Below are 23,299 nucleotides of genomic sequence, written 5' to 3' on the forward strand. Positions count from 1 at the left end.
GATCAGGCCGTTCTGGACCACTCCAGGAGGCGGTCCAGCGGCCACGTGGTGATGATGCGTTCGGCGGGCACCTTATTGCTGGCCGCCCGTGCTGCGCCGTACTGCAGGAAGTCCAGCTGCCCGGGAGCGTGTGCGTCGCTGTCGATGGAGAACAGGCACCCGGCGTCGAGGGCGAGTTGGATCAGGTCGTCCGGCGGGTCCTGCCGCTCGGGACGGGAGTTGATCTCTACCGCCACATTGTTTTCGGCGCAGGCGGCAAACACTTTTTTGGCGTCGAATTCCGACTGCGGGCGGGTACCGCGCGAGCCTTCCACCAGGCGTCCCGTGCAGTGGCCCAGCACGTTGGTGTGCGGATCCCGGATGCCCGCCAGCATCCGCCGCGTCATGGTGCTCCGGTCCGACCGCAGTTTTGAATGGACGCTTGCCACCACAATATCCAGGCGGTCCAGCATCTCCGGCGTCTGGTCCAGTTCGCCGTTCTCCAGGATGTCCACCTCGATCCCGGCCAGGAGCGTGAAGCCGTTTCCGCTGGTGCCGTCGTTGATCCCGGCCACGACGTCGAGCTGTTCAGCCAGGCGCTCAGCGGTGAGCCCATTGGCGATCTTCAGGTTGGGGGAGTGGTCGGTCAGCGCCAGGTACTCGCGCCGCAGCAGCCTCGCGGCCTCAGCCATCAAGGTGATGGGGGAGCCGCCGTCGGACCAGTCGCTGTGGCTGTGGAGATCGCCGCGGAGTGAGCCGAGGAGTTCGTTGCCGCCCTCGGCCAGTGACCCTGTGCTGCGCTGGCGCAGGTCTTCCAGATAGTCCGGGACCGCGCCGTCGACCGCCTGGCGGATCACCTGGTAGGTGCGGTCCCCGATCCCCTTCATGCGTTTGAGCCGGCCGTCCTCCGCCCGGGCCTTCAGCTCGGCGGGCTCCAAACCGGCGATGATGTCCGCCGCTTTCCGGAAGGCCTGGACCTTGAACGTGGCGGCGCGTTCCCGCTCCAGCCAGAAAGCAATTTCGTTGAGCGCGGCGACGGCATCCATGGGTCCATCTTCGCCGCTTCGGGGCGCTTTGGTCAGGTGCCTGTGGGCCGATTTTGGATTATCCCGGGGTAGGCCCTATAGTTTTAGAGTCCAGTTCGGAGGAACTGCGAAGGACAAAGACTGACAGCCCCGGCTCGAAGCCTTTTCTTTTTGCTCCGAACGGGTTCTGGCCCCCATCGTCTAGCGGCCTAGGACACCGCCCTTTCACGGCGGCGGCACGGGTTCGAATCCCGTTGGGGGTACGCAAGGAACTGGTCAAGCAGGCTAAGAAAGTCTGGTAGGCTGGAAGCCTTGAAAAAACGCGGTAGTGATACTGCGGAAGCAAGAAAAGCAAGGCCCTGTAGCGCAGTTGGTTAGCGCGCCGCCCTGTCACGGCGGAGGTCGCGGGTTCAAGTCCCGTCAGGGTCGCTCTGATTGCCGGAAGCAATTCCGGTGGTCAAGGTGACGTGTCACCTAGGCTCTGTAGCTCAGTTGGTAGAGCGTTCGACTGAAAATCGAAAGGTCACCGGATCGACGCCGGTCGGAGCCACCACTGGGAAGCATCAGTTCTTCGGAACTGGTGCTTTTCTTCTTTAACGCTGCTTGCCTTTGCCACGCCGCGAACCCCACTGCAGGCCACCAGCGGTCCAGCACTCCCCGGCAGACTTTTCCCCGCCGCCTGGTCAATTCCCCCCGGAGTCCCACGGGGATAAGTCCATCCGCAGGAGACCCGCCAAAATGAGCCGTTGACAGGTTCCATGTAACGCGCGTAATCTAAATCACACGTCGCATGTAACGCGCGTAACCAGATGAAATTCGGCCGGTCACTAGACGGGCCCCACGCAGAAGTCCCGGAGCATTCAATGGCGAACAGCACCCCACCCGCACGTGCAGCGAAGACAAACGCAGCAGGTACGACGACGGCAGCCTCTTCGCAGCGTGGCGTCACCATGGCGGACGTGGCCAAGCACGCCGGAGTGTCCCGCACCGCCGTGTCCTTCGTCCTCAGCGATCGGGAGCACGCCAACGTCTCGCAGGACACCAAGCACCGCATCCTTGAAGCCGTCCAAAAACTCGGCTACCGTCCCAACGCCGGAGCACGCGCACTGGCTTCCCAGCGCAGCGACTGGTACGGACTCGTCACCGAGATCGTGACGGCCCCGTTTGCAGTTGACATCATCAAGGGCGCCCAGGACCAGGCCTGGCTTGACCACCGGTTCCTGCTCATCGCGCCTTCCGACCAGGCCGATGCCGTAGGACCCAACCAAGGCCTGGAAGATGCAGCCGTTGAAAAGCTGCTGGAACAACGAGTGGAAGGGCTTTTGTACGCGGCAACATTCCACCGCGGCGTGCATGTTCCGGAAAGCGCCCACGAGGTGCCCACTGTCCTGATCAACTGCTTTGACGCGGATGGGAAGCTGCCCTCGATCGTCCCGGACGAGCGCGCAGGCGGCCGGGTCGCCGTCGATCGTTTGCTCCATGCCGGCCACAGCAGGATCGGAGTCATCAATCTGGACCCGCGCATCCCCGCCGCTGTCGGGCGTTTGGAGGGTGCACGCGAAGCACTCGCGGGCGCCGGGCTGGAACTGGATCCGGATTTGGTGGTGTCCGGTTATGCGACGGCGGATGGGGGCTACGAGGCAGCCTGCCAAATACTGGACCGCTATCCGAAAGGTCAAAGGCCAACTGCCCTGTTCTGTCTCAATGACCGCATGGCGATGGGCGCTTACGACGCCATCAAGGAAAGGGGACTGACCATCCCCGGAGACATCGCCGTGATCGGCTTCGACAACCAGGAACTGATTGCGGCCTACCTCAGGCCAAAGCTGACCACGGTTGCGTTGCCATTCGAAAAAATGGGCGCTCTGGGAGTCCAGACACTCGCAAGACTTACAGCAGGACAGCCGATCACCGCCCATCAGCAAATGGTCGACTGTCCGCTGCTAGAACGCTTTTCAGTCTGACGGCAAATCATTACCTGAAAAGCAAAACCCCAACCACACCTTCACCTTCAGCGATGAAGAGAGGAAAGAGATACCCATCATGACACAACAGCGATTCTTCAGGGCTGCCCGGATCACAGCGGCGAGCCTGGCCGTAGGGGCCCTTTTGCTCACCGGCTGCTCAGCCAACCAGGGCACAACGGGCGCCACTGGCGCCTCGGCCGAGAGCGCATTCCTGACCATTCCGCGTGAGGACATGGGTACGTTCGTGCAGAACTTCAACCCATTTGCGCCCACCGTGAACCCGATGGTCCAGCAGTCGATCTATGAATCCCTGCTGATCTTCAACCCAGCCAAGGGAGACACCGTGCCGTGGCTCGCCACGGAGTGGCAGGCGGCCGGCGACGGCAAGTCCATCACCTTCACCCTTCGCGACGGCGTGAAGTGGTCCGACGGAAAGCCGTTCGTCGCCGAGGACGTGGCCTACACGTTCGAACTGCAGAAGAAGATCAAAGGCGGCTATGAATACCTCGAAACGGTGACCGCCGAGGGCGCCAACAAGGTCACCTTCAGCTTCAACAAGCCGTGGTCGCCGGCCCTCTACGACCTGGGCCAGCTCACCATCCTGCCCAAGCACATCTGGTCCGCGCTTGCTGACCCGGGCAAGGACGCCAACGCCACGCCTGTGGGTACCGGCCCGTACACCGAGGTGGACAGCTTCCAGGCCCAGTCCTTCGTGCTGAAGAAGAACCCCAACTACTGGCAGCCGGAAAAGCAGAAGATCGCCGGCATCAAGATGCTTGCTTTCGCAGGGAACGACGGCGCCAACCTCGCCGCCGCGAACGGCGACGTCGACTGGGCGCCGCAGTACATTCCGAACATTGAAAAGACCTTCGTCTCGAAGGACAAGGAACACCGCCAGTACTGGTTCCCCGCCACGGGCGCGATGATCAACTGGCAGCTCAACACCACCAAGGCCCCGTTCAATGACGTTGACGTCCGCAAGGCACTGAGCATGGCTGTGGACCGCGACCAGGTGACCAAGATCGGCATGAGCGGCTACGCGAAGCCGGCCGACTGCACGGGTCTTTCCGGCAACTATGAACAGTGGAAGAACGCCGGCGTCAAGGACAACTGCACGTGGACCAAACTGGACGTGGACGCTGCGAACCGGCTGTTGGACAAGGCCGGCTACGCCAAGGGAGCCGACGGCAAGCGCACGCTGAAGGACGGCGCACCTTTCGAGTTCAAGATCTCCGTGGGTGCTTCTTCATCCGACTGGCTTTCCGTGGCCAACGTGATTTCCCAGAACCTCGCCGAGGTCGGCGTGACGGCCAAGGTTGACTCCCCGGACTGGGCCGCTGTGGTAGCAGGGTATGAAACAGGCGACTTCGACTCCGGCATCGTCTGGAGCGCCAACGACCCCAGCCCGTACAAGTACTTCAACTCGTCCATGGGCACCGCAACGGTCAAACCGGTGGGAACCAAAACCTTCGATAACTACCACCGCTTTGGGGACGCCACGGCGGACGCGCTGCTTGCAGAGTTCGCAGCAGAGTCCGACGAGTCAAAGCAGCAGGACGTCGCCGACAAACTCCAGGAAGAATATAACGACGTCGCGCCTTTAGTGCCGCTGTTCTCCGGCCCGGAATGGGGAGCCTTCAACGACACCCGCTTCATCGGCTGGCCCACGGAGAAGAACCCGTACGCGACCCTCTCGGTGAAGTCGCCCACCACGGTCCTGGTCCTGACGTCACTGGAACCGCGCAAATAGCGAGTCGCTACCTAACGACTGTTCTCCGGGCGTGGGCCCACCCATCGCCACTTTGATCTGCACGCCCGGCGCTGATTCCGGCGCCGGGCGTGCTCCCTCCCCATTACCTCCCCAAACTCGCAAGCTCGCTTGGGGCCCCTCGGTAACGGGGCCCCACTTTCCGTAATTCCCGAATGGAGGGAAACCGTGCGCTTTATCCTGCGCCGCCTGGGTTTCTACCTGATTGCCTTCTGGGTGTCCATCACCCTGAATTTCCTGCTCCCGCGCTTTATGCCCGGCGACCCCGTCTCCCGGATGTTCGCCCGGACCCAGGACCGGATGCAGCCCGAGCAGATCGAGCAGCTCCGAAAACTGCTCGGCGTGGACGACCGGCCGCTCTGGGAACAGTACATCGGCTACCTGCACAACATGCTGACCGGGCAGATGGGAGTTTCCATCTCCCGCTTCCCGGCCCCTGTCACCGAGGTGATCGGCTCACAGGTGGGCTGGACGCTCCTGCTGGGCGGAACCGCACTGGTGATTGCCGCCGTCGTGGGCAACCTGCTGGGAATCCTGGCGGCGTGGCGCCGCGGCGGAGCCGTTGACTCGGCACTCCCGCCGCTGCTGATTTTCATCGGTTCCTTTCCCTACTTCTGGCTCGCGATGGGCGCCCTCTACCTGTTCGGCGTCACGCTGGGCTGGTTCCCCATCCGGCATGCCTTCAGCGACACCATCACCCCCGGCTTCAGCTGGGAATTCATTTCCGACGTCGGCATGCACCTGGTCCTTCCTGCCCTCACCATCGTGCTCGTCTCGATCGGCGGCTGGATGCTGGGCATGCGCAACACGATGATCGCCACCAATGCCGAGGACTACATCACCATGGCCGAGGCGAAGGGCCTGCGCCCGGGCCGGATCATGTTCCGCTACGCCGCCCGCAACGCGATGCTGCCATCCGTCACCGCTTTCGGCATGAGCCTGGGCTTTGTGGTGGGCGGTGCGCTGCTGACCGAGGTGGTGTTCGCCTACCCGGGCGTCGGCTACCAGCTGCTGGCCGCCGTGCAAGGACTCGATTATCCGCTTATGCAGGGCCTGTTCCTCACCATCACGGCCGCCGTGCTGCTGGCCAACTTCCTGGTGGACATCCTCTACGTCCGCCTCGACCCGCGCGTGCGCAGCAACTAGGACTGATCATGACCACTTCCAACGCAAAGACCGCTTCCAGCCTTCCCGGCGAGACCCTCGCAGGTCCGTTCACCGGCAAAACGCCCGACGGCGGCACCGGGCTTCCGCCCGCAGTTTCCGTCCGGCAGTCCAACCGGAGCCTCCTGCATGGGCTGCTGACCAACAAGAAGGCCATGACCGGCGCGGCCATCCTTTTGGTTTTCATCGCCCTGGCGCTTCTGGCCCCGGTTCTGTTCCCGGACAACCCGTCCAAGATCACCGGCATGGCGTCGCAGGAGCCCGACGCCGAATACTGGCTGGGCACCACGGCCAAGGGCCAGGACGTCCTTGCCCTGACCATCCACGGTTCCCGCAGCTCCCTGTTTGTGGGCCTGACCGTGGGATTCGCCTCCACGTTCATCGGCATCCTGGTGGGCCTCGCCTCGGCCTATTTCGGCAAGTTCATCGACGAGGCACTGTCCCTCACCACCAATGTGTTCCTGCTGCTGCCGGGCCTGCCACTGCTGGTGATCCTGGCAGCGTTCCTGCCGCCGGGCCTTGGCACTGTCATCCTGGTCCTGGTGGTCACCGGCTGGGCCGGCTCCGCCCGGGTGCTGCGGTCGCAGGCGCTGTCCATCCGCTCCAAGGACTTTGTGGCCGCTGCCGTGGTCACCGGCGAACGGCCGCTCAGGATCATGTTCGGCGAAATCCTGCCCAACATGGCGTCCATTGTGATGGGCACGCTCCTGGCCTGCATCATCTACGGCATCGGTGCCCAGGCCGGCCTGGAGTTCCTGGGCCTGGGCGATGTCAGCACGGTCTCCTGGGGCAACAACCTCTACTGGGCTGGCAACGAAGGCGCTCTGCTCACCGGCAGCTGGTGGGTCTTTGTCCCGTCCGGCGTGTGCATCGCGCTGGTGGCCTTCTCGCTGGCGCTGATCAACTACGCGGTGGACGAGGTTACAAACCCGCGCCTGCGGAAAATCAAGAAATCCAAGTCCGTCCCCACCGGAAAGCGAGCAGCGGCATGACCGTCTCACAGACCTCCCTCGGCTCGCACCAGCCCGTCCTGGAGATCAAGGACCTCACCGTGAAGTACCGCGGCGACACGCGGTCCACTACCGCCGTAGACCGCGTCTCCTTCAGCATCGGTGCCGGCGAGATCTTCGGCTTGGCCGGCGAATCCGGCTGCGGCAAATCAACCATCGCGAACGCCATCATGCGTTTGCTGCGTGACCCCGCGGAAATCGCCGGCGGCAGCATCCGTTTCGGCGGCAGGGACGTCCTGGCGCTGGACAAGGAGGAGCTCCGCCGGTTCCGCTGGCAGGATGTGGCCATGGTTTTCCAATCGGCCATGAACTCCCTCAACCCGGTGATGACCATCGGCGACCAGATCGTCGATATCTTCACCACGCATGCCGGCTATTCCCGCAAGGAGTCCCTTCGGAGGGCCGCCGAACTGCTGGAACTGGTCCGGATCGATCCCGCCCGGCTTAAGTCGTACCCGCACCAGCTGTCCGGCGGCATGCGCCAGCGCGCGGTCATCGCCATGGCAGTAGCGCTGAAGCCCTCGCTCCTGATCCTCGACGAGCCCACCACTGCCCTGGATGTGGTGGTGCAGCAGGAAATCATGGCGCAGATCAAGGACCTGCAGCACCAGCTGGGTTTTTCCGTCCTCTTCATCACGCATGACATGTCCCTCATGGTGGAACTCTCGCACCGGATGGCGGTGATGTACGGCGGCAGGATCGTGGAAACGGCCAAGTCCAGGGACATCCACACCGCCCCGCGCCACCCGTACACGCAGGCGCTGATGGGAGCGTTCCCACCGTTGACGGGACCGCGCGTGCCGCTCACCGGCCTGGCCGACGGCGTGAAGTTCAGCAACATCGCCGACCTCCGGGAAGCTGCTCCCGGGCATTTCGTGGCACCGGTTTCACAGCCTCAGACTGCCCAAAACCAGCCTGCCCTGGAAGGAGCTCACTCATGAGCAAACACAGCGAAACACCGGCCCTTGAAGCCCCGGCCCTTGAAGTACTGGGCCTGGTCAAGGATTTCCACAGCGGCGGCCTGTTCTCCCGCGCGGCCGTGCGAGCCCTCGGCGGGGTGGACCTGAGTATCGGCAGGGGCGAAATCGTTGCCCTCGTGGGGGAGTCGGGCTCCGGGAAGAGCACCCTCGCCCGCTGCATTGCGCGGCTGGAACGGCCCACCGCCGGCCAGATCCTGTTGGACGGCACGGACGTCCTGAAACGGGACCGGTTCCAGGCATCCAAGGAGTACCGGGCACAGGTGCAAATGGTGTTCCAGGATCCCTTCGGCTCCCTGAACCCGGTCCACCGGATCGAACACTTCCTGACTCGTTCCCTCACCCTGCACGGAAAAGCCGGGACCCCGGACCGGCTGCAGACCAGGCTGGATGAACTGATGACCACCGTGGGACTCACCCCGGACATGCTCAATTCCTACCCGCATGAGCTCTCCGGCGGCCAGCGCCAGCGCGTGGCCATCGCCCGGGCGCTGGCCGTGGAACCCGAGGTGATCCTGGCCGATGAGCCCACTTCCATGCTGGATGTTTCGGTCCGGATCGGCATCCTCAACCTGCTGCGCGGGCTCCGGGACGACAAGGGCATCTCCATGCTCTACATCACCCACGACCTTGCCTCGGCGCGCTACCTCGCGGACCGCATCGCCGTGATGTTTGCCGGCGAACTCGTGGAGGAGGGTGAATCGCTTGATCTCCTGGCGAATCCGGCGCACCCCTACACCCGGCTGCTGGTATCGGCCGTTCCGGACCCTGCCCGCACCGGATCCTACGATCCGGCCGAGCGGGCCGAGCTGCGGGCGGCAGTGATGGAACCGACGTCGTGCGCTTACGACGGCGACCCGCAGCAGCGGTGCTCCTCCGCCGAACCCGTGCGGCACCTGGTGGGCGATCCTGCACACCGGCATTGGGTGCGCTGCCATCTGTACCGGCCGCCGGCCGCTGCAGCCGGCCACGCGTTGGCAACCGACCCCCTGGAAGAAGTGGTTTCTGCATGACCGGCCTGACCCACCCGCTGGCCACCGTGCCGCAGGACGAACTCGTGATCCGCGCCGAGGCGGACCCGCACCGCCCGCGCTTCCACTTCGTCTCGCCCGCGGGCTGGCTCAACGATCCCAACGGGGTCAGCCAGTGGAACGGCACCTACCACCTCTTCTACCAGTACAACCCGGAGGGCGCCTTCCACCACCGCATCCTGTGGGGCCACGCCACCAGCACGGACCTGGTCACCTGGACGGATCAGCCAGTCGCGCTGGAACCCACGGACGGGCCGGACTCTCCGGACGCTGACGGCTGCTGGTCCGGGGTGCTGGTGAACGACGGAGGCGCGCCCACCCTGGTGTATTCGGGCCGGCGCGGCGAACGCGAACTGCCCTGTGTGGCCGTCGGTTCGCCGGACCTGCTCACCTGGACCAAAGCACCGGAAAACCCGGTGATCGCCGCCCCGCCGGCCGGGGTGGACGTCACCGCCTACCGGGACCATTGCGTGTGGCGCGAGGGCTCCCGCTGGCGCCAGCTGGTGGGCTCGGGCATCCGCGGCCGGGGCGGCACGGCATTCCTCTACGAGTCAGCCGACCTTCGGACGTGGGACTACATCGGGCCGCTGTTCATCGGCGACGCGTCCGCCGGCGATCCTGCGGCGACGGACTGGGAAGGCACCATGTGGGAGTGTGTGGACCTGTTCCGCGCCGGCCCCGGGGTGCTCGGTTCCGACGGCGGTGAGGCCGACGACGTGCTCGTCTTCTCCGCATGGGACGACGGCGACACCCGGCACCCGCTGTACTGGACCGGGCGGTACGCGGGAGATTCGTACACCCCGCGGCAGCTGCGCCGGCTGGATTACGGAGGACGGTACTTCTACGCGCCCCAGTCGTTCACCGACGACGCCGGCCGCCGCGTGATGTTCGGGTGGCTGCAGGAGGGCCGGACGGATGAGGCCATGGTGGAGGCCGGCTGGTCTGGCGTGATGAGCCTGCCGCGCGTGGCGACCCTCGACTCCGGAGGGGAGCTCGCCTTTGCGCCCGTCCCGGAGGTTGAGGCGCTCCGCCGGGACCACATCAGGATCGGGCCGCGGGAGGTGGCCGGCAGCGGCGTCCTTGCCGGGGTTGCCGGAAATCAACTGGACCTGGAACTGGACGTTGAACTGGAGCCCGGGAGTGTGTTCCGGCTGGGGATCCTGGTTTCAGGCGTTGGCGCGGCCGGAACTTCCCAAAGCCCCGCCGAGGAGACGGTCATCGAGGTGGGCCGCGCCGCCGGAAGTAGCGGGGAGTCCTGGCTTCGGCTGGACCGCTCGGGGAGCAGTCTGGACCATTCCGTGGACGCGGAGGACCGGTCCGGACCTGTGAACCTGGATGGCGGCAAACTCCACCTTCGAGTCCTCGTGGACCGCTCGGCGTTGGAGATCTTCGCGAACGGCAAGCCCCTGACCGCCCGGGTCTACCCCACCCTCGGCGGGACGGCTGTGCGGCTGTCCGGCGCGGGGAACGTGCGCCTGCGGCAGCTCGATGGCTGGCGGATGGAAGGGATCTACGCCGGCCCGCGCCCGCTTTTCCCTGACTCGCCGTCGATTGGTCCCCACCGGCCCCTCTCGCCTTAGCATTCGGTGAATTCGGCGTGGACTCAGGGTGACGTTTCCCACGATTGAAACTTTCCGATGAAACATTTGACTCGGCCAAACCGTTATGGCACGCGCGCGCCTTGGGCAATGTAAGCGCTTGCATCAAATGTCTGACAGGCTGGATTTTGGCCGCGAAACACGGCTTGAAAAGCTTTCCGCTGCCTGCCTAGCGTAGAAGCGGGCCAGGAAATAACGATCTTCCTGAGCCATGTACGGGGCCTCACCCAAGCCCCGTTCCCCTCGATACAACGGCGTCCTCGATGACGCCTGAGGTGTCGTCGGGCTCGCCGGTGCATTCGAGGCCCTAGGGCATACGCCCGTCTTCCACGAATAGTTTCACCTCCGCGAGAAGAGCAAAAATGCACAAGCACCCCCAAACCCCCCGGATGCTGCGGTGGCGCCCCGCCGCCGCAGCACTGGCGGCAGCTGTAGCGGCCTCGGCCTTCCTGGCCATCCCGTCAGCACAGGCCAACGAGCCGGCGGATCCGCCGGCGGCCGAGCAGATGCCGGCCCCGACCCCGGGCTTCCCCCTGCCGACCAAGCACACGCAGGAGGCCCACGACCCGGCGTCGGACTTCACTTCCAAGTGGACCCGCGCGGACGCCAAGCAGATCATGGCGCAGAGCGATTCCACCGTTACTCCCGGTGCGAACTCCATGAGCCCGGACGTCACCATGCCCGAGATCCCCGAGGATTTCCCCGCCATGAATGACGACGTCTGGGTCTGGGACACCTGGTCCCTCACAGACGAGAACGCCAACCAGATCAGCTACAAGGGCTACGACGTCATCTTCTCCCTGGTGGCCGACCGGCATGCCGGCTACGGTTTCGACCAGCGCCACTGGAACGCCCGGATCGGCTACTTCTTCCGCAAGACCAACGCCGACCCGGCGAAGGACAAGTGGAACTACGGCGGACACCTGTTCCTGGACAACACCTCGATCGGCAACACCGAGTGGTCCGGCTCCACCCGCCTGATGCAGGGCAACCAGGTCAACGTGTTCTACACGGCCACCACGTTCTACGATGTGGCCGAGCGGAACGCGGGCGGCGGCGGCATCGCCCCCGACGCGGCTATCGCCAAGGCCCTGGGCAAGATCCACGCGGACGAGAACGGCGTCACGTTCGATGGCTTCGAGCACACCAAGCTGCTTGAGCCGGACGGCAAGATGTACCAGAACAAGGCCCAGAACCCCGGCTTCGCCTTCCGCGATCCGTACACCTTCGCTGACCCGGCACACCCCGGCAAGACCTTTATGGTCTTCGAAGGCAATACCGGCGGCACCCGCGGAGAGTACGAGTGCAAGCCCGAGGACCTCGGCTACCAGCCGGGTGACCCCAACGCCGAGAACGTGAACGAAGTCAACAGCTCGGGAGCCTACTACCAGACCGCCAACGTGGGCCTGGCTGTGGCGGACAACAAGGACCTGACCAAGTGGTCGTTCCTGCCGCCGGTCCTTTCCGCCAACTGCGTCAACGACCAGACTGAGCGTCCGCAGATCTTCATCCAGAACGAAAACGGCAAGAACAAGTACTACCTGTTCACCATTAGCCACCAGTTCACGTACGCTGCGGGCATGCGCGGCCCCGACGGTGTCTACGGCTTCGTCGGCGACGGTGTCCGTTCCGACTACCAGCCGATGAACAACAGCGGTCTGGCCCTGGGTTCCCCGACGGACCTGAACATGCCGGCCAACGCTCCGGAAGGCCCCAACCCGCTCCAGAACGGCCGCCAGTTCCAGGCCTACTCGCACTACGTGCAGCCCGGTGGCCTGGTGCAGTCCTTCATCGACAACGTCAACGGCGTCCGCGGCGGATCCCTCTCGCCCACGGTGAAGATCAACTTCCAGAACGGTATTTCCCAGGTGGACCGCAGCTTCGGCAAGAACGGCCTCGGCCCGTTCGGCTACCTGCCCACTAACGTCCGCGTTGGCGGCGAAGGCCACTACAAGTGACCATCACCTAGCGGAAGCTGATCCAAGACCTTCCGCAGGTGGAGGCGGGGATGTCCGGCATGACCGGGCGTCCCCGCCTCCTGCCGTTAAGCCGCAGGCAGGGGATAGGGTTGGGTTCAACAGAAGGGGGAGTGCCTGATGGAATACCAGAACCCACAACCCGATGCGGGCGTCCAAAAACATAGCGCCGGAAGCCTGGTGCCTGGCCACGGCCGTACCGTCATCTCTGAAACTGCCGTGGCAAAGGTTGCCGGCATCGCCGCACGTGCTGTCCCGGGAGTCTATTCGCTGGGCTCCGGGCCGTCCCGTGCCCTCGGCGCCATCCGGGACGCCGTCGGCAGTTCCGACCACGCAGCAGGTGTGCACGCCGAGGTGGGCGAAACCCAGGTGGCGGTGGACATCAGCCTGGTGGCCACCTACGGCGCGCCGCTCCACTCGGTGGCTGACCAGGTGCGGTCTTCCGTGTACCGCGCCGTTGAAGAGCTCGTCGGGCTGCAGGTCATTGAAGTGAACGTCGAAATCACCGATGTCTATGTGGCCCCGCCTGTTAAACCGGCCGGTCCGGCCACCGCAGAAAGGGAGGCCCTCCTGTGAACCTGACAGTTGTGGGAATCGCCGTGGGGGCGTTTGTGGCGTTCATGTCCTTCCAGTTCGGGCTCTGGGGCTTCCTGGTCTCGCTGCTGTTTATGGCAATCGGAGCCCTGCTGGGCCGCGCGGCGGAAGGGAAACTGGACCTGCGCGGCGTCCTGGATGCCATCATCGGCCGGCGCTCCTCGTCATGAGCTCGCCTGCACCGACGCTCCAGGGCCAGGTCCTTGCCGGCCATAACCGCATCAGCACCCAGGCCCTGACCAGCCTGGCCAGGGCCGCGGCAGCTGAGGCGCTGGGCGTGCCTGCCCAGGACATCCGTGCAGACTGGTCCGACGACGACGGCCTGCTGGCGCTGTCCCTCGTGGCGCCCATCCACATCCCGCCGCTGAAGGCAGTAGCAGCCGACGCCGGCAGGGTGGCTGCGTTCGGCGGGTCCATCTGGGACCGCACCGTCACTGCGAAAGCACGGATCCTCGCCACCGTCACCGCGCTCAGCGGGGCACGGCTCAGCCGCGTGGACATCCGGATCAGCGGGGCCCGGATCAGCGAAGGAGGGCGTGTGAAATGAGCGCACCGGACAAGCAAAGAATCCTCTACCGGGAGACCCACTCGTCCCGCGCGGTGGTGGCATCGTTCGCCGCAGTCCTCGTTGTGGTGGCCTGCGCCTACGGACTCCTGGAGGCAGCGGTCCATGCCATCGGCCAGCCCGCTTGGCTGATCGAACCGCAGACTGCGGCGGAACGGCTCGTTGCGCTGCCATCGGGAATATCGCCCTTGCTGCTGGGCGCCCTGGGCGCCGTGCTGGCAATGATCGGGCTGTTCTTCCTTCTGAACGCTGTGCTTCCCGGGCGCCGCGCACGGCACGTGCTCAGCGGCCAAGGGGACGGCTGGAACAGTCCGGCAGTGGTGGTGGACGACGAGGTGATCGCTTCCGCCCTGGCACGACGTGCCCGGCTCGCTGCCAACGTCACGCCTGAGCAGGTTATGGTTGTGGTTTCCCGGCGCCAGGTCATTGTGAACGTCCGTCCCACGTCCGGCGTCCCTGTGGATGGGGAAGCCATCCGCGCAGCAGTGGAAAGCGAACTTGGCGAGATGGCCCTGCTCCCGGTTCCTGAGGTCCGCATCAACCTGGCATCGGCGGGGGTGATTGGCGCGTGACCAGCACACCCGCCCTGCTAAATCGGATCCTTGTGGCGATCCTGGGCATCAAGCTTCTCGCCATTGGAGTGCTCCTGGTCCTGCTGGCCACCGTTCCGGCAGTCGCCACGTGGTGGCATTCCTGGTCGGAGGATGCCTGGCAGGGGATGAACCAGGCTTTCAACAACACGAGGTTCCCCGGCAGGCCCGAGAGCTGGCTCTGGATCGTGGTTGTCCTCGTGACGCTGCTGCTGATGGGGCTGATGGTTGCGTGGGTGGCGCAGCAGGGCAAAGGCCGCACCAACCAGCTCGTTTCAGACGACGACGCCGGGGAAGTCGCCGGCGACGTCCGGATCGGGGGAGGGGTGGCCGAACAGGCACTCAAGCAGGCCCTCGCGGAACGTCCGGACCTGGCCGGTGCCACCGTTGCAACCTACGAGGTCAACGGCAGCCCGGCCTTGAAGGTCCGGCTCCTCCCGCGCCAGGGCGTCGCCCCGCACCTCCTGGCGGCGGAGGTGGCTACCCTGGTGGACGCCCTGGATGCGGTGGTTGGCAAACGCACCCCGGTGCTGATCCACATTGGCGCCGGTGCCCGGACGCGGTTCAGCCGGGCTGAACGCGTCCGCTGAGCACGTACATCAGCGGGTCAGGTAAACCGTGCAGTTCGGCGGAATTCCGGCCGCAGCACCCTTCGACGGCGGCGTGCTGGCCAGCGACACTGTGAACCCGTCAGGTACGGGAACCGCGGCCGAACCCAGGTTGCTCAGCACCAGCACCTCGCCATTGTGGAACGCCAGTATCCCCTCCTCCGGCCGGTGGGCGTCCGCCCACTGGAAGGTCCCGGATCCCAGCCCGTGGGCAGAGCGGAACGCCAGCGCCGAGCGGTAGAGCTCCAGCGTGGAACCCGCGACGCCGTCCTGCCGGTCGGCAGCCAGGTCCCGGAACGACTCCGGCTGGGGCAGCCACGGTGACGCGGGCGCGATGGCGCCGGTACCGGCGTCGGACGTTCCGCCGGCGGGGAACGCCGTTGCAAAACCGTAACCAGGCTCGTCTGCCTTCCATGGCAGCGGCACCCGGCAGCCGTCGCGGCCGATCTCCGCGCCGCTGGTGCGGAAGAACGTCGGATCCTGCCGGGCTTCGTCCGGGAGGCTGGTGTGCTCGGGAAGCCCCAGTTCCTCGCCCTGGTAAATGTAGACGGAACCCGGCAGCGCGAAGGAAATCATGGTGGCGGCCCGCGCCCGCTGAAGTCCCAAGGGGGCGTCCGGCTGCTCGTCCGCCGCCCCGATGCCCTTGGGGAACGTGGTGGGATCCTGCAATCCGAACCGCGTGGAGTGCCGCACGGTGTCGTGGTTGCTCAACACCCACGTGGACGGCGCCTCCACGGAGGCCGCGGCCCGGAGGGAGTCATCGATAGCTTCGGCCATGCGCTCCGCATCCCAGCCGGCGAGGAGGAAATCGAAGTTGAAGGCCTGCTGCATTTCATCCTTGCGGACATACCGGGCCAGCCGTTCTGCCGGTTCCACCCAGGCCTCGGCGACCATCATCCGGTCGCCGTCGTAAGCGGCCAGCACGCGGTTCCAGTCGCGGTAAATGTCATGGACGCCGTCCTGGTCAAAAAACGGCGACGGCGGATACTGCGGCGATACCGCACGGTGCGGCTCCTGCGCCTCCGTATGGGCGCCGTGGGCATCGCCCGGCGGGGTGTGCCGGTTGTCCGGAGCCTGCTCGGCGGTGCCTTCCACCATGGCCGCGACGCCGTCCCAGTCCGGCAGGCCGGCTTCCTTGACCATGCCGTGGGCAACATCCACGCGGAAGCCGTCCACGCCGCGGTCCAGCCAGAAGCGCATGACGGAGCGCATTTCCTCCTTGACATGGTCGTTGTCCCAGTTCAGGTCAGGCTGTTTGGTATCGAAAAGGTGAAGGTACCAGTCGCCGGGCCTGCCGTCAGCTTCCGTTACCCTGCTCCACGCGGGCCCGCCGAAGATGGACCGCCAGTTGTTCGGAGCCAGGTTGCCGTCGCCCGAACCCGGCGCCTCGTCCTTGCCCGTCCGGAACATGTAACGGTCCCGCTCAGGGGATCCCGGAGGAGCGGCCAGGGCCTCCTGGAACCAGGTGTGCTCGTCTGAAGTGTGGTTTGGAACCAGGTCAACGATGACCTTCAGGCCCAGTCCGTGAGCAGTTTGTAACATTGCGTCGAAATCGGCCAGCGTTCCGAAAAGCGGGTCAACCTGGCGGTAGTCCGCCACGTCATAACCGCCGTCCGCCTGGGGGGACTTATAGAAGGGCGACAGCCAGACCGCGTCGACTCCCAGTCGCTGCAAATACGGCAAACGGGCCGTAATCCCGGGCAGATCCCCCATTCCGTCGCCGTTGGCGTCTGCGAATGACCGGGGATAAATCTGGTAGACGGCGGCACTGGCCCACCAGGACTTTATCGTGGATCCGGGGGTGGGAACGAGCGGATGGCGCATTTGGTTCCTCTCAGGTAACTTTTTGATGTAAACGCTTGCATTTCTTCCCGCAACGTTACTAGTGTGATGGTCACCACATCAACCGCACTGTCGACTTACTTGTCACTCAGCGAGGAGCCTCAAGCAATGAAAACCCGTAAATTCTTACTCCCGGCAGCAACTGCCGGCATCTTGGCCCTAACGCTCTCCGCCTGTGGCGGCGGGGGCGGGGGCACCACAGGTGGCGGCGGCACTGATGCCGAGGCCAACCTGGACGGCCGCGGCCCCATCACCTACGTACAGGGCAAGGACAACAGCAACGTTGTCCGTCCCTTGGTTGAAAAGTGGAATGCCGCTCACCCCAACGAGAAGGTCACGTTCAAGGAACAGACCGATCAGGCCGACCAGCAGCACGATGACCTCGTCCAGCACTACCAGGCCAAGGATGCCAACTACGACGTCGCCAGCGTTGACGTGGTGTGGACCGCTGAATTCGCGGCCAAGGGCTGGCTGCAGCCGCTCAAGGACAAGATGGCCGTTGACACCGCGGGCATGCTTAAGCCCACCGTGGAAGCGGGTTCGTACAAGGGAACGCTCTACGCTGCACCGGTATCGTCCGACGGCGGCATCCTCTACTACCGCAAGGACCTGGTACCCACTGCCCCGAAGACATGGGCAGAAATGATGGAGATGTGCTCGATTGCCAAGGCGAACAACATCGGCTGCTACTCGGGCCAGTTCAAGCAGTATGAAGGCCTTACGGTCAACGCGTCCGAAGCCATCAACTCCTTCGGTGGCTCGGTCCTGGATAAGGATGGCAAGCCCAGCCTGAACACCGCCGCGGCAAAGGCGGGCCTGGAAAACCTGGTCAAGGCCTACGCCGACGGGAACATCCCGCAGGAAGCCATCACTTACCAGGAAGAGGAAAGCCGCCGGGCCTTCCAGAGCGGTAACCTGCTCTTCCTGCGCAACTGGCCCTACGTTTACAACCTTGCCACCACTGAAGGCTCGTCCGTCGTCAAGGACAAGCTGGGTATGACGGCACTTCCGGGCAAGGACGGACCCGGTGCATCGTCGCTGGGCGGACACAGTGCAGCAGTCAGTGTGTACTCAAAGAACAAGGCCACTGCCCTGGACTTCGTAAAGTTCCTTGTCGATGAGGAGCAGCAGAAGTTCTTCGCCACCCAGGGTTCCCTGGCTCCGGTGCTTGGTGACCTGTATGAGGACAAGGAACTCGTTGCGAAGCTCCCGTACCTTCCGGTGCTGAAGACCTCCATCGAGAACGCCGTTCCGCGTCCGGTCACGCCGTTCTACCCGGCTGTGACGCAGGCTATCCAGGAGAACTCATACGCTGCCCTGAAGGGTGAGAAGTCTGCCGAGCAGGCCCTCTCCGACATGCAGAAGTCCATCGAGTCCGCTGGCGCAGGATCGTAGCTTAGCCATGGCAACCGAATTGGGCCCGACGCCGGTCAAAAAGCCGGCGTCGGGCGGTCCCGAAGTCCACCACGCACCCAAGGGTGTGGGGGAGGACAACAAGCTGATGAGCCAGGGCAAGTGGGCGTCCTGGCTGCTCGCCCCGACCATTATTGCGCTGGGCGTCGTTATTGTGTACCCGATTATCAGCGCCATTGTGATGTCCTTCCAGAAGGACGCAGGCCTGGATCCTGTCACCGGCCTGTTCACGGCCGGCGGCCCCGCAGGTATTCAAAACTACGTGAACTGGATCGGCCAGCAGTGTGCCGCCCCTGGCGGCGGCACCATCGCGTGCCCCCCAGGAACCCTGGGCGGCCAGTTCTGGTCGGCCACAACCACCACGTTTATCTTCACCATCATCACGGTTACGTTTGAGACCATCCTGGGCTTCTGGATGGCCATGATTATGGCCCGCACCTTTAAGGGCCGCAGCCTCATCCGGGCCGCTGTGCTGGTGCCGTGGGCAATCCCCACCGCCGTCACCGCCCAGCTGTGGCTGTTCATCTTCGACTTCGAAGGCATCGCCAACAAGCTCTTCAACGCGAGCATCCTCTGGACCGGCAGTGAGTGGCCCGCCAAATGGGCAGTCATTATTGCCGACACCTGGAAGACAACGCCGTTCATGGCGCTGCTGATCCTCGCGGGCCTGCAGATGATTCCGGCTGAAGTCTACGAAGCGGCCAAGGTGGATGGCGCCACTGCATGGCAGCGGTTCCGCCTGATCACCCTGCCGCTGGTCAAGCCGGCCCTGATGGTGGCCATCCTGTTCCGCACCCTGGATGCGCTGCGCATGTTCGACCTTCCGTACATCCTGACGCAGGGCGCGAACAACACCACCACGCTGTCCATCCTGGTGATCAGCCAGATCAGGCAAGGGTTCAACGCGGCCGCAGCGCTGTCCACGATCACCTTCATCATCATCTTCTTGGTCGCTTTCATCTTCGTACGGTTCCTGGGCGCGAATGTTGTGGAGCAAAGCGGCGCCACCGGTAAGGGGAAGAAATGAGCACGTCAACAGCAGCCACCGACCTGCGCGCGAGGCAGGACAAGGGGCGCAAGACCGCCCAGAACAGGGAGAAGTGGGCCCAAGGGCGCACGTACATCAGTGCAGTAGTCATCCTCATCTGGTGCCTCGCTCCTGCCTACTGGATGGTGGTGACGGCGTTCCGCGAGGTGGGCTTCACGTACGACACCTCGATCCTGCCAACCCATGTCACGCTGGACAACTTCGCCACCGCGTTCGACACCTCGTTCGGCAACAGGTTCGGCCAGGCGCTCCTGAACAGCATCTTCATTGGCGTTGTTGTCACGGCGGTGTCCCTGCTGATCGGCGTGTTTGCCGCTTACGCACTGGCGCGGCTGAACTTCCGGTTCAAGTTCCTGGTGCTCGGCTTCATCCTGGGGGCTTCCATGTTCCCCGGTGTCGCCCTGATCACCCCGCTGTTCCAGCTGTTCACCAACATCGGCTGGATGGGCACGTACCAGGCGCTGATCATCCCGAGTATCTCGTTTGTGCTGCCGCTGACCGTCTACACGCTGACGTCCTTCTTCCGCGAAATGCCGTGGGAGCTGGAGGAATCGGCGCGCGTGGATGGGTGCACCCAGGGCCAGGCCTTCCGCAAGGTCATCATGCCCTTGGCTGCACCGGCCATCTTCACCACGGCGATCCTGGCGTTCATCTCGTCCTGGAACGAGTTCCTGATCGCCAGCCAGCTGTCCAGTGACGCCACGCAGCCCGTGACGGTCGCCATCGCGAGCTTCGCGGGTGCTCAGCCCAACCAGATCCCGTACACGGCCATTATGGCCGCAGGCACCATCGTCACCATTCCCTTGGTGATCCTGGTGCTGGTCTTCCAGCGCAAGATCGTTGCCGGCCTGACGGCAGGTGCAGTCAAGTGACGGAAGGCGTTTCCCGCCCCGGGAAGTCCAAAGGAGCGGGAAACGAACGCCGGCTGGCACGCTCCGGCGAGGATTTTGACATCATCATCGGATTCCTGGGTTTCTGGGCCGTGGTTTTGCTTGTGGTCACGGTCTGGATGGAGGTGACCGGACAACCCGCGCTCTGGTGGGCCCTGGGCCTGTTGGCCACGCTCCTGGCAATCTATGGAATGCTGCGGCTGCGAAAGCGGCTGCCTGAGCGTAGGTAGGCTGCCCGGTAATCCCGTCGAGCGAGCGCCCGCTTCGCGGTGTAACACTGCCCACACTGGCACTGGGCAGGTAACACTGCGAAGCGGGACCCGGCTCAAAATACTATGGCGTGGGGGGATCGCACTGGAGCAGGGCGGACGCCTGCAGGGAGTACATAAGGGGACACCGTGGTACGCACATCTGAAAGGTCCCAACGGGGCGGCCACAGCGGCGTCAGCATTGAGGATGTAGCGGCCGCTGCGGGAGTTTCCACGGCCACTGTCTCGAGGGCGGTTCGGGGACTTCCCCGCGTCTCGCCGGCCACACGGGAAAAGATCCTCGAGGTCGCTGGCCAGCTCGGATACGTCGCCTCCTCCTCAGCATCAGGGCTGGCCACTGGCCGCACCAAGACCATTGGTGTGCTGGCACCGTTCGTGAGCCGGTGGTTCTTTTCCAAAGCCATCGAGGGCGCCGACCGGGAGCTCCACGCCCGCAATTACAACCTTTCGCTGTTCAACCTGGGCGGCCACGGCAGCAACCGGGAGCGGCTCTTCAGCAAGACCATGGTCTATAAGCAGATCGATGCGCTGCTGGTCCTGTGTATGGCCCTCACCCATGACGAACTCGACCATCTGCAAAAGATCGACATCCCCCTGGTGGTGGTGGGTGGCCATGTCGAGGAATGCGCCTACATCGGCATCGATGATTACGCCGCCGCCTCCACCGCAGTGCGGCACCTTATCGACCTGGGGCACCGCGACATCGCCCTGATCCACGGGGACGACGAAACCGACCTCAACTTTGACGTCCCCCGGGTCCGCATCCTCGCCTTCAAGGACGTGATGCAGGGCGCGGGCCTGCCTACCCGCCCGGAATGGGATGAGTGGGGCGATTTTACGGTCCGGAGCGGGCAGGAGGCATTCCGCCGGCTATGGGGCCGCCCGGGAGACAAACCCACCGCCGTCTTCTGCGCGTCCGACGAAATGGCCATGGGCGTCATCTTCGAGGCGTCGCGGCTGGGGGTCCGCGTCCCGGAGGAGCTTTCGGTTGTAGGCATCGACAACCACGATTTCGCCGACGCGATGGGCCTGACCACGGTGGGCCAGCGTCCGGACGAGCAGGCGGAGCTCGCCACCAAAATGCTCTTGGACGAACTCGACGGCGCTACCGGGGCGGTTCGCTCCGCCGTCGCGCCCCACGAACTCATCATCCGGAGGACGACGGCGCCGCCACGCGCCTAAGACAGCCCGTACCTGTGTGAACTAGGACGCCCGGGCCAGCTGCCTGATGGGGATCCAGCGGGAGGCCAGGCGGCGGTAAGCCGCCGCGGCGCCGGTCATGTCGCCCTCGGCCAGGCACTCGATGCCCAGCCGGATGTCCATTGGTGACTCGTCCGGGTACACCTTGTCTGCGACAGCCCCGTAATCCAGCTCCACCATGGAATTGACGTGGAACAGCTCCAGCCACTCGGTGAGCTGGGCGAGGTCGTCCAGCATGTCCAGGTCAGGAGCCGCAAGGGCAAGGTTGGCCACGGCGTATCGTGCCCTTTCCATGGCCTCCGTGATGGGCGTCCAGACTCGGACGGTGAGGATCCGGCCGCCGGATTCCACCACGTCCTTGCGGTCACCTTCCATAAACAGCGAGAACCAGCTGAACGGAATGCCCCACGTGGAGGCGCGGGTATGGACCCGGATGGATCCGTCGCGGGCCTTGACGAGGTCGATGCGTTCCTGGTGCTTGTCCCGCTGTTCTTCCGGAATCAGCATTTCGGCGAGAGGGCCGTGGATTCCCTCCATCAGCGCGTTGGCTGCCAGTCCGGCCCGCAGCACCAGCTGGCTGGGACAGTACAGCAGGACCGGGTCCGCGGCGGCACCCGTGCCGGCGTCAGCACCGCCGTCGGACGTGCCAGCTGCCGGAGCATCTTCCGGCAACGCCGGTCCCGGAACGCCGGGAGTGGTGGTGACCCGGACCAGGTCGGTGCGGCCGGTGGGAAATGGATCGCCGCCGGCCCGGGTGATCCGGCCCAGGGAGGCGAGCAGTTCGGCGTTTTCCACGGCCGCCCGTGAGGCGGTGCGGGCGCCGGCCGCCCGGATGGCTTCACGCTGGTCCTCGGGAAAGGCGTCCAGCGGTTCATAGACACGCAGCGTGGAGGAAAACGGCAGGCCGGCCTGGCCACGGTAGAGGTTTCCGGTCATCGTTTCCTCCTTTCGGCGGTCCAGGTTTGAAGCATTAGTCTGCCAGATCCACCAGCACCGGCGCGTGGTCCGAGGCGCCCTTGCCTTTGCGTTCCTCGCGGTCGATCGATGCGCCGGTCACCCGGGCTGCGAGCGCGGGGGAGCCGAGTACGAAGTCGATGCGCATGCCTTCCTTCTTGGGGAAGCGCAGCTGGGTGTAATCCCAGTAGGTGTAGACGCCGGGGCCGGGTGTGTACTCGCGTGCCAGGTCCTTGAACCCGGCCTCTTCAAAGGCATGGAACGCGGCGCGCTCCGGTGGGCTGACGTGGGTGTACTTGTTGTTGACGAACAGGTCGATGTCCCAGACGTCGTCGTCGAATGGTGCAATGTTCCAGTCGCCCATGAGGGCCACCTGGGCGGTCGGGTCGGCGGTGACCAGGCTTTGGGCGTGGGTCTTCAGGGACTCAAGCCACTTGATCTTGTACGGCATGTGTTCGTCGTCGAGCGACCTGCCGTTGGGGACGTAAAGGCTCCAGATCCGGACGCCCGCGCAGGTGGCGGCCATGGCGCGGGCTTCCTGGACGGGGTCCTTGCCCTCTTTGCCGAACACGGGTTGGTCCAGGAATGTCCGCTCCACATCCTCAAGGCCCACACGGGACGCGATGGCCACGCCATTCCACTGGTTCACGCCGAAGTGGGCCACCTCGTAGCCCATCCGCTCGAAGAGTTCCCAGGGGAAGTTCTCGTCCTTGCACTTGGTTTCCTGTATGGCCAGGACATCGCAGTCGCTGCGCTGCAGCCAGGCCTCCACACGGTCGGCGCGGGCACGGAGCGAGTTTACATTCCAGGTAGCAATCTTCACGTTCCTAA

At 64.7% G+C, this 23,299-nt stretch carries 22 protein-coding genes and 3 tRNA genes; 21 read left to right on the forward strand and 4 right to left on the reverse strand.

Annotation, left to right across the window (positions count from 1 at the left end; all coding sequences use genetic code 11):
* Positions 1 to 2: 2 nt before the first annotated feature.
* Positions 3 to 1,025, reverse strand: a complete 1,023-nt coding sequence (locus ABV518_RS11280) for a PHP domain-containing protein (RefSeq protein WP_367767177.1) — start codon at positions 1,023 to 1,025, stop codon at positions 3 to 5.
* A 169-nt stretch (positions 1,026 to 1,194) separates the two neighbouring features.
* Here ABV518_RS11280 and ABV518_RS11285 point away from each other — a divergent pair.
* The 16 genes from ABV518_RS11285 to ABV518_RS11360 all read left to right on the forward strand — a co-directional run bounded on the left by ABV518_RS11285 (position 1,195) and on the right by ABV518_RS11360 (position 14,834).
* Positions 1,195 to 1,267: transfer RNA gene (locus tag ABV518_RS11285), tRNA-Glu, on the forward strand.
* Positions 1,268 to 1,359: 92 nt separating this feature from the next.
* A tRNA-Asp gene (locus ABV518_RS11290) sits at positions 1,360 to 1,433 on the forward strand.
* Between the two features lie 48 nt (positions 1,434 to 1,481).
* Positions 1,482 to 1,557, forward strand: a tRNA-Phe gene (locus tag ABV518_RS11295).
* Between the two features lie 397 nt (positions 1,558 to 1,954).
* Positions 1,955 to 2,968, forward strand: coding sequence for a LacI family DNA-binding transcriptional regulator (locus ABV518_RS11300; RefSeq protein WP_367767414.1), 1,014 nt, complete (start codon positions 1,955 to 1,957; stop codon positions 2,966 to 2,968).
* Positions 2,969 to 3,047: 79 nt separating this feature from the next.
* On the forward strand, positions 3,048 to 4,721 hold the full coding sequence (locus ABV518_RS11305) for an ABC transporter substrate-binding protein (RefSeq protein WP_367767178.1): 1,674 nt from the start codon (positions 3,048 to 3,050) through the stop codon (positions 4,719 to 4,721).
* 186 nt (positions 4,722 to 4,907) lie between these two features.
* Positions 4,908 to 5,885, forward strand: a complete 978-nt coding sequence (locus ABV518_RS11310) for an ABC transporter permease (RefSeq protein WP_131133399.1) — start codon at positions 4,908 to 4,910, stop codon at positions 5,883 to 5,885.
* A gap of 8 nt (positions 5,886 to 5,893) precedes the next feature.
* Entirely contained in the window at positions 5,894 to 6,895 is a 1,002-nt protein-coding gene (locus tag ABV518_RS11315) for an ABC transporter permease (RefSeq protein WP_367767179.1), read from the forward strand.
* Positions 6,892 to 7,854, forward strand: coding sequence for an ABC transporter ATP-binding protein (locus tag ABV518_RS11320; RefSeq protein ID WP_367767181.1), 963 nt, complete (start codon positions 6,892 to 6,894; stop codon positions 7,852 to 7,854). Before ABV518_RS11315 ends, ABV518_RS11320 begins: the two co-directional genes overlap by 4 nt.
* Positions 7,851 to 8,903 carry an ATP-binding cassette domain-containing protein gene (locus ABV518_RS11325; protein ID WP_367767183.1) on the forward strand — a complete coding sequence of 351 codons (1,053 nt, stop codon included), beginning with the start codon at positions 7,851 to 7,853 and terminating at the stop codon, positions 8,901 to 8,903. Before ABV518_RS11320 ends, ABV518_RS11325 begins: the two co-directional genes overlap by 4 nt.
* Positions 8,900 to 10,501 (forward strand): glycoside hydrolase family 32 protein, encoded by a 1,602-nt coding sequence (locus ABV518_RS11330; RefSeq protein ID WP_367767184.1) that lies wholly within the window; start codon positions 8,900 to 8,902, stop codon positions 10,499 to 10,501. Before ABV518_RS11325 ends, ABV518_RS11330 begins: the two co-directional genes overlap by 4 nt.
* Positions 10,502 to 10,881: 380 nt before the next feature.
* Entirely contained in the window at positions 10,882 to 12,477 is a 1,596-nt protein-coding gene (locus ABV518_RS11335; protein WP_367767185.1) for a glycoside hydrolase family 68 protein, read from the forward strand.
* Positions 12,478 to 12,615: 138 nt separating this feature from the next.
* Positions 12,616 to 13,071 (forward strand): Asp23/Gls24 family envelope stress response protein, encoded by a 456-nt coding sequence (locus ABV518_RS11340; RefSeq protein ID WP_131133404.1) that lies wholly within the window; start codon positions 12,616 to 12,618, stop codon positions 13,069 to 13,071.
* Complete coding sequence (locus ABV518_RS11345; RefSeq protein WP_131133405.1) at positions 13,068 to 13,259, forward strand: hypothetical protein; 192 nt, start codon at positions 13,068 to 13,070, stop codon at positions 13,257 to 13,259. The genes ABV518_RS11340 and ABV518_RS11345 overlap by 4 nt, the downstream gene beginning before the upstream one ends.
* Positions 13,256 to 13,636: a hypothetical protein gene (locus ABV518_RS11350; protein ID WP_367767186.1), complete on the forward strand. Its 381-nt coding sequence runs from the start codon at positions 13,256 to 13,258 to the stop codon at positions 13,634 to 13,636. Before ABV518_RS11345 ends, ABV518_RS11350 begins: the two co-directional genes overlap by 4 nt.
* On the forward strand, positions 13,633 to 14,226 hold the full coding sequence (locus ABV518_RS11355; protein ID WP_367767187.1) for a DUF6286 domain-containing protein: 594 nt from the start codon (positions 13,633 to 13,635) through the stop codon (positions 14,224 to 14,226). The genes ABV518_RS11350 and ABV518_RS11355 overlap by 4 nt, the downstream gene beginning before the upstream one ends.
* Positions 14,223 to 14,834, forward strand: coding sequence for a hypothetical protein (locus ABV518_RS11360; RefSeq protein WP_367767188.1), 612 nt, complete (start codon positions 14,223 to 14,225; stop codon positions 14,832 to 14,834). The genes ABV518_RS11355 and ABV518_RS11360 overlap by 4 nt, the downstream gene beginning before the upstream one ends.
* 9 nt (positions 14,835 to 14,843) lie before the next feature.
* Here ABV518_RS11360 and ABV518_RS11365 read toward each other — a convergent pair whose 3' ends face one another.
* Entirely contained in the window at positions 14,844 to 16,676 is a 1,833-nt protein-coding gene (locus ABV518_RS11365; RefSeq protein WP_367767189.1) for a glycoside hydrolase family 13 protein, read from the reverse strand.
* 126 nt (positions 16,677 to 16,802) lie between these two features.
* Between ABV518_RS11365 and ABV518_RS11370 the strand changes: the two genes are divergently transcribed.
* The 5 genes from ABV518_RS11370 (at position 16,803) to ABV518_RS11390 (ending at position 21,496) form a co-directional block, all read left to right on the forward strand.
* Positions 16,803 to 18,089: an ABC transporter substrate-binding protein gene (locus tag ABV518_RS11370; protein WP_367767190.1), complete on the forward strand. Its 1,287-nt coding sequence runs from the start codon at positions 16,803 to 16,805 to the stop codon at positions 18,087 to 18,089.
* A gap of 7 nt (positions 18,090 to 18,096) precedes the next feature.
* A complete protein-coding gene (locus ABV518_RS11375) occupies positions 18,097 to 19,134 on the forward strand; it encodes a carbohydrate ABC transporter permease (protein ID WP_367767191.1) in 1,038 nt (345 codons plus the stop codon).
* Positions 19,131 to 20,027 carry a carbohydrate ABC transporter permease gene (locus ABV518_RS11380; protein WP_367767192.1) on the forward strand — a complete coding sequence of 299 codons (897 nt, stop codon included), beginning with the start codon at positions 19,131 to 19,133 and terminating at the stop codon, positions 20,025 to 20,027. The genes ABV518_RS11375 and ABV518_RS11380 overlap by 4 nt, the downstream gene beginning before the upstream one ends.
* On the forward strand, positions 20,024 to 20,275 hold the full coding sequence (locus tag ABV518_RS11385) for a hypothetical protein (RefSeq protein ID WP_367767193.1): 252 nt from the start codon (positions 20,024 to 20,026) through the stop codon (positions 20,273 to 20,275). The genes ABV518_RS11380 and ABV518_RS11385 overlap by 4 nt, the downstream gene beginning before the upstream one ends.
* 168 nt (positions 20,276 to 20,443) lie before the next feature.
* The gene (locus tag ABV518_RS11390; protein ID WP_367767194.1) at positions 20,444 to 21,496 is read left to right on the forward strand and encodes a LacI family DNA-binding transcriptional regulator; all 1,053 of its coding nucleotides are present in this window, start codon (positions 20,444 to 20,446) and stop codon (positions 21,494 to 21,496) included.
* Between the two features lie 21 nt (positions 21,497 to 21,517).
* On the opposite strand, the gene ABV518_RS11395 is transcribed toward ABV518_RS11390, so the two are convergent.
* The gene (locus tag ABV518_RS11395; RefSeq protein WP_367767195.1) at positions 21,518 to 22,450 is read right to left on the reverse strand and encodes a hypothetical protein; all 933 of its coding nucleotides are present in this window, start codon (positions 22,448 to 22,450) and stop codon (positions 21,518 to 21,520) included.
* Between the two features lie 34 nt (positions 22,451 to 22,484).
* The gene (locus ABV518_RS11400) at positions 22,485 to 23,291 is read right to left on the reverse strand and encodes an exodeoxyribonuclease III (protein ID WP_367767196.1); all 807 of its coding nucleotides are present in this window, start codon (positions 23,289 to 23,291) and stop codon (positions 22,485 to 22,487) included.
* Positions 23,292 to 23,299: the final 8 nt, after the last annotated feature.

The sequence above is a fragment of the Arthrobacter sp. HS15c genome, from assembly GCF_040812005.1.
In the GTDB taxonomy this organism is placed as follows: Bacteria; Actinomycetota; Actinomycetes; order Actinomycetales; family Micrococcaceae; genus Arthrobacter.

Bases quoted from the DNA above. Each gene is read 5' to 3' on its own strand.
- ABV518_RS11280 (WP_367767177.1), bottom strand. From the start codon at position 1,025: ATGGATGCCGTCGCCGCGCTCAACGAAATTGCTTTCTGGCTGGAGCGG.
- ABV518_RS11300 (WP_367767414.1), top strand. From the start codon at position 1,955: ATGGCGGACGTGGCCAAGCACGCCGGAGTGTCCCGCACCGCCGTGTCC.
- ABV518_RS11305 (WP_367767178.1), top strand. From the start codon at position 3,048: ATGACACAACAGCGATTCTTCAGGGCTGCCCGGATCACAGCGGCGAGC.
- ABV518_RS11315 (WP_367767179.1), top strand. From the start codon at position 5,894: ATGACCACTTCCAACGCAAAGACCGCTTCCAGCCTTCCCGGCGAGACC.
- ABV518_RS11320 (WP_367767181.1), top strand. From the start codon at position 6,892: ATGACCGTCTCACAGACCTCCCTCGGCTCGCACCAGCCCGTCCTGGAG.
- ABV518_RS11325 (WP_367767183.1), top strand. From the start codon at position 7,851: ATGAGCAAACACAGCGAAACACCGGCCCTTGAAGCCCCGGCCCTTGAA.
- ABV518_RS11330 (WP_367767184.1), top strand. From the start codon at position 8,900: ATGACCGGCCTGACCCACCCGCTGGCCACCGTGCCGCAGGACGAACTC.
- ABV518_RS11335 (WP_367767185.1), top strand. From the start codon at position 10,882: ATGCACAAGCACCCCCAAACCCCCCGGATGCTGCGGTGGCGCCCCGCC.
- ABV518_RS11340 (WP_131133404.1), top strand. From the start codon at position 12,616: ATGGAATACCAGAACCCACAACCCGATGCGGGCGTCCAAAAACATAGC.
- ABV518_RS11350 (WP_367767186.1), top strand. From the start codon at position 13,256: ATGAGCTCGCCTGCACCGACGCTCCAGGGCCAGGTCCTTGCCGGCCAT.
- ABV518_RS11355 (WP_367767187.1), top strand. From the start codon at position 13,633: ATGAGCGCACCGGACAAGCAAAGAATCCTCTACCGGGAGACCCACTCG.
- ABV518_RS11365 (WP_367767189.1), bottom strand. From the start codon at position 16,676: ATGCGCCATCCGCTCGTTCCCACCCCCGGATCCACGATAAAGTCCTGG.
- ABV518_RS11370 (WP_367767190.1), top strand. From the start codon at position 16,803: ATGAAAACCCGTAAATTCTTACTCCCGGCAGCAACTGCCGGCATCTTG.
- ABV518_RS11375 (WP_367767191.1), top strand. From the start codon at position 18,097: ATGGCAACCGAATTGGGCCCGACGCCGGTCAAAAAGCCGGCGTCGGGC.
- ABV518_RS11380 (WP_367767192.1), top strand. From the start codon at position 19,131: ATGAGCACGTCAACAGCAGCCACCGACCTGCGCGCGAGGCAGGACAAG.
- ABV518_RS11395 (WP_367767195.1), bottom strand. From the start codon at position 22,450: ATGACCGGAAACCTCTACCGTGGCCAGGCCGGCCTGCCGTTTTCCTCC.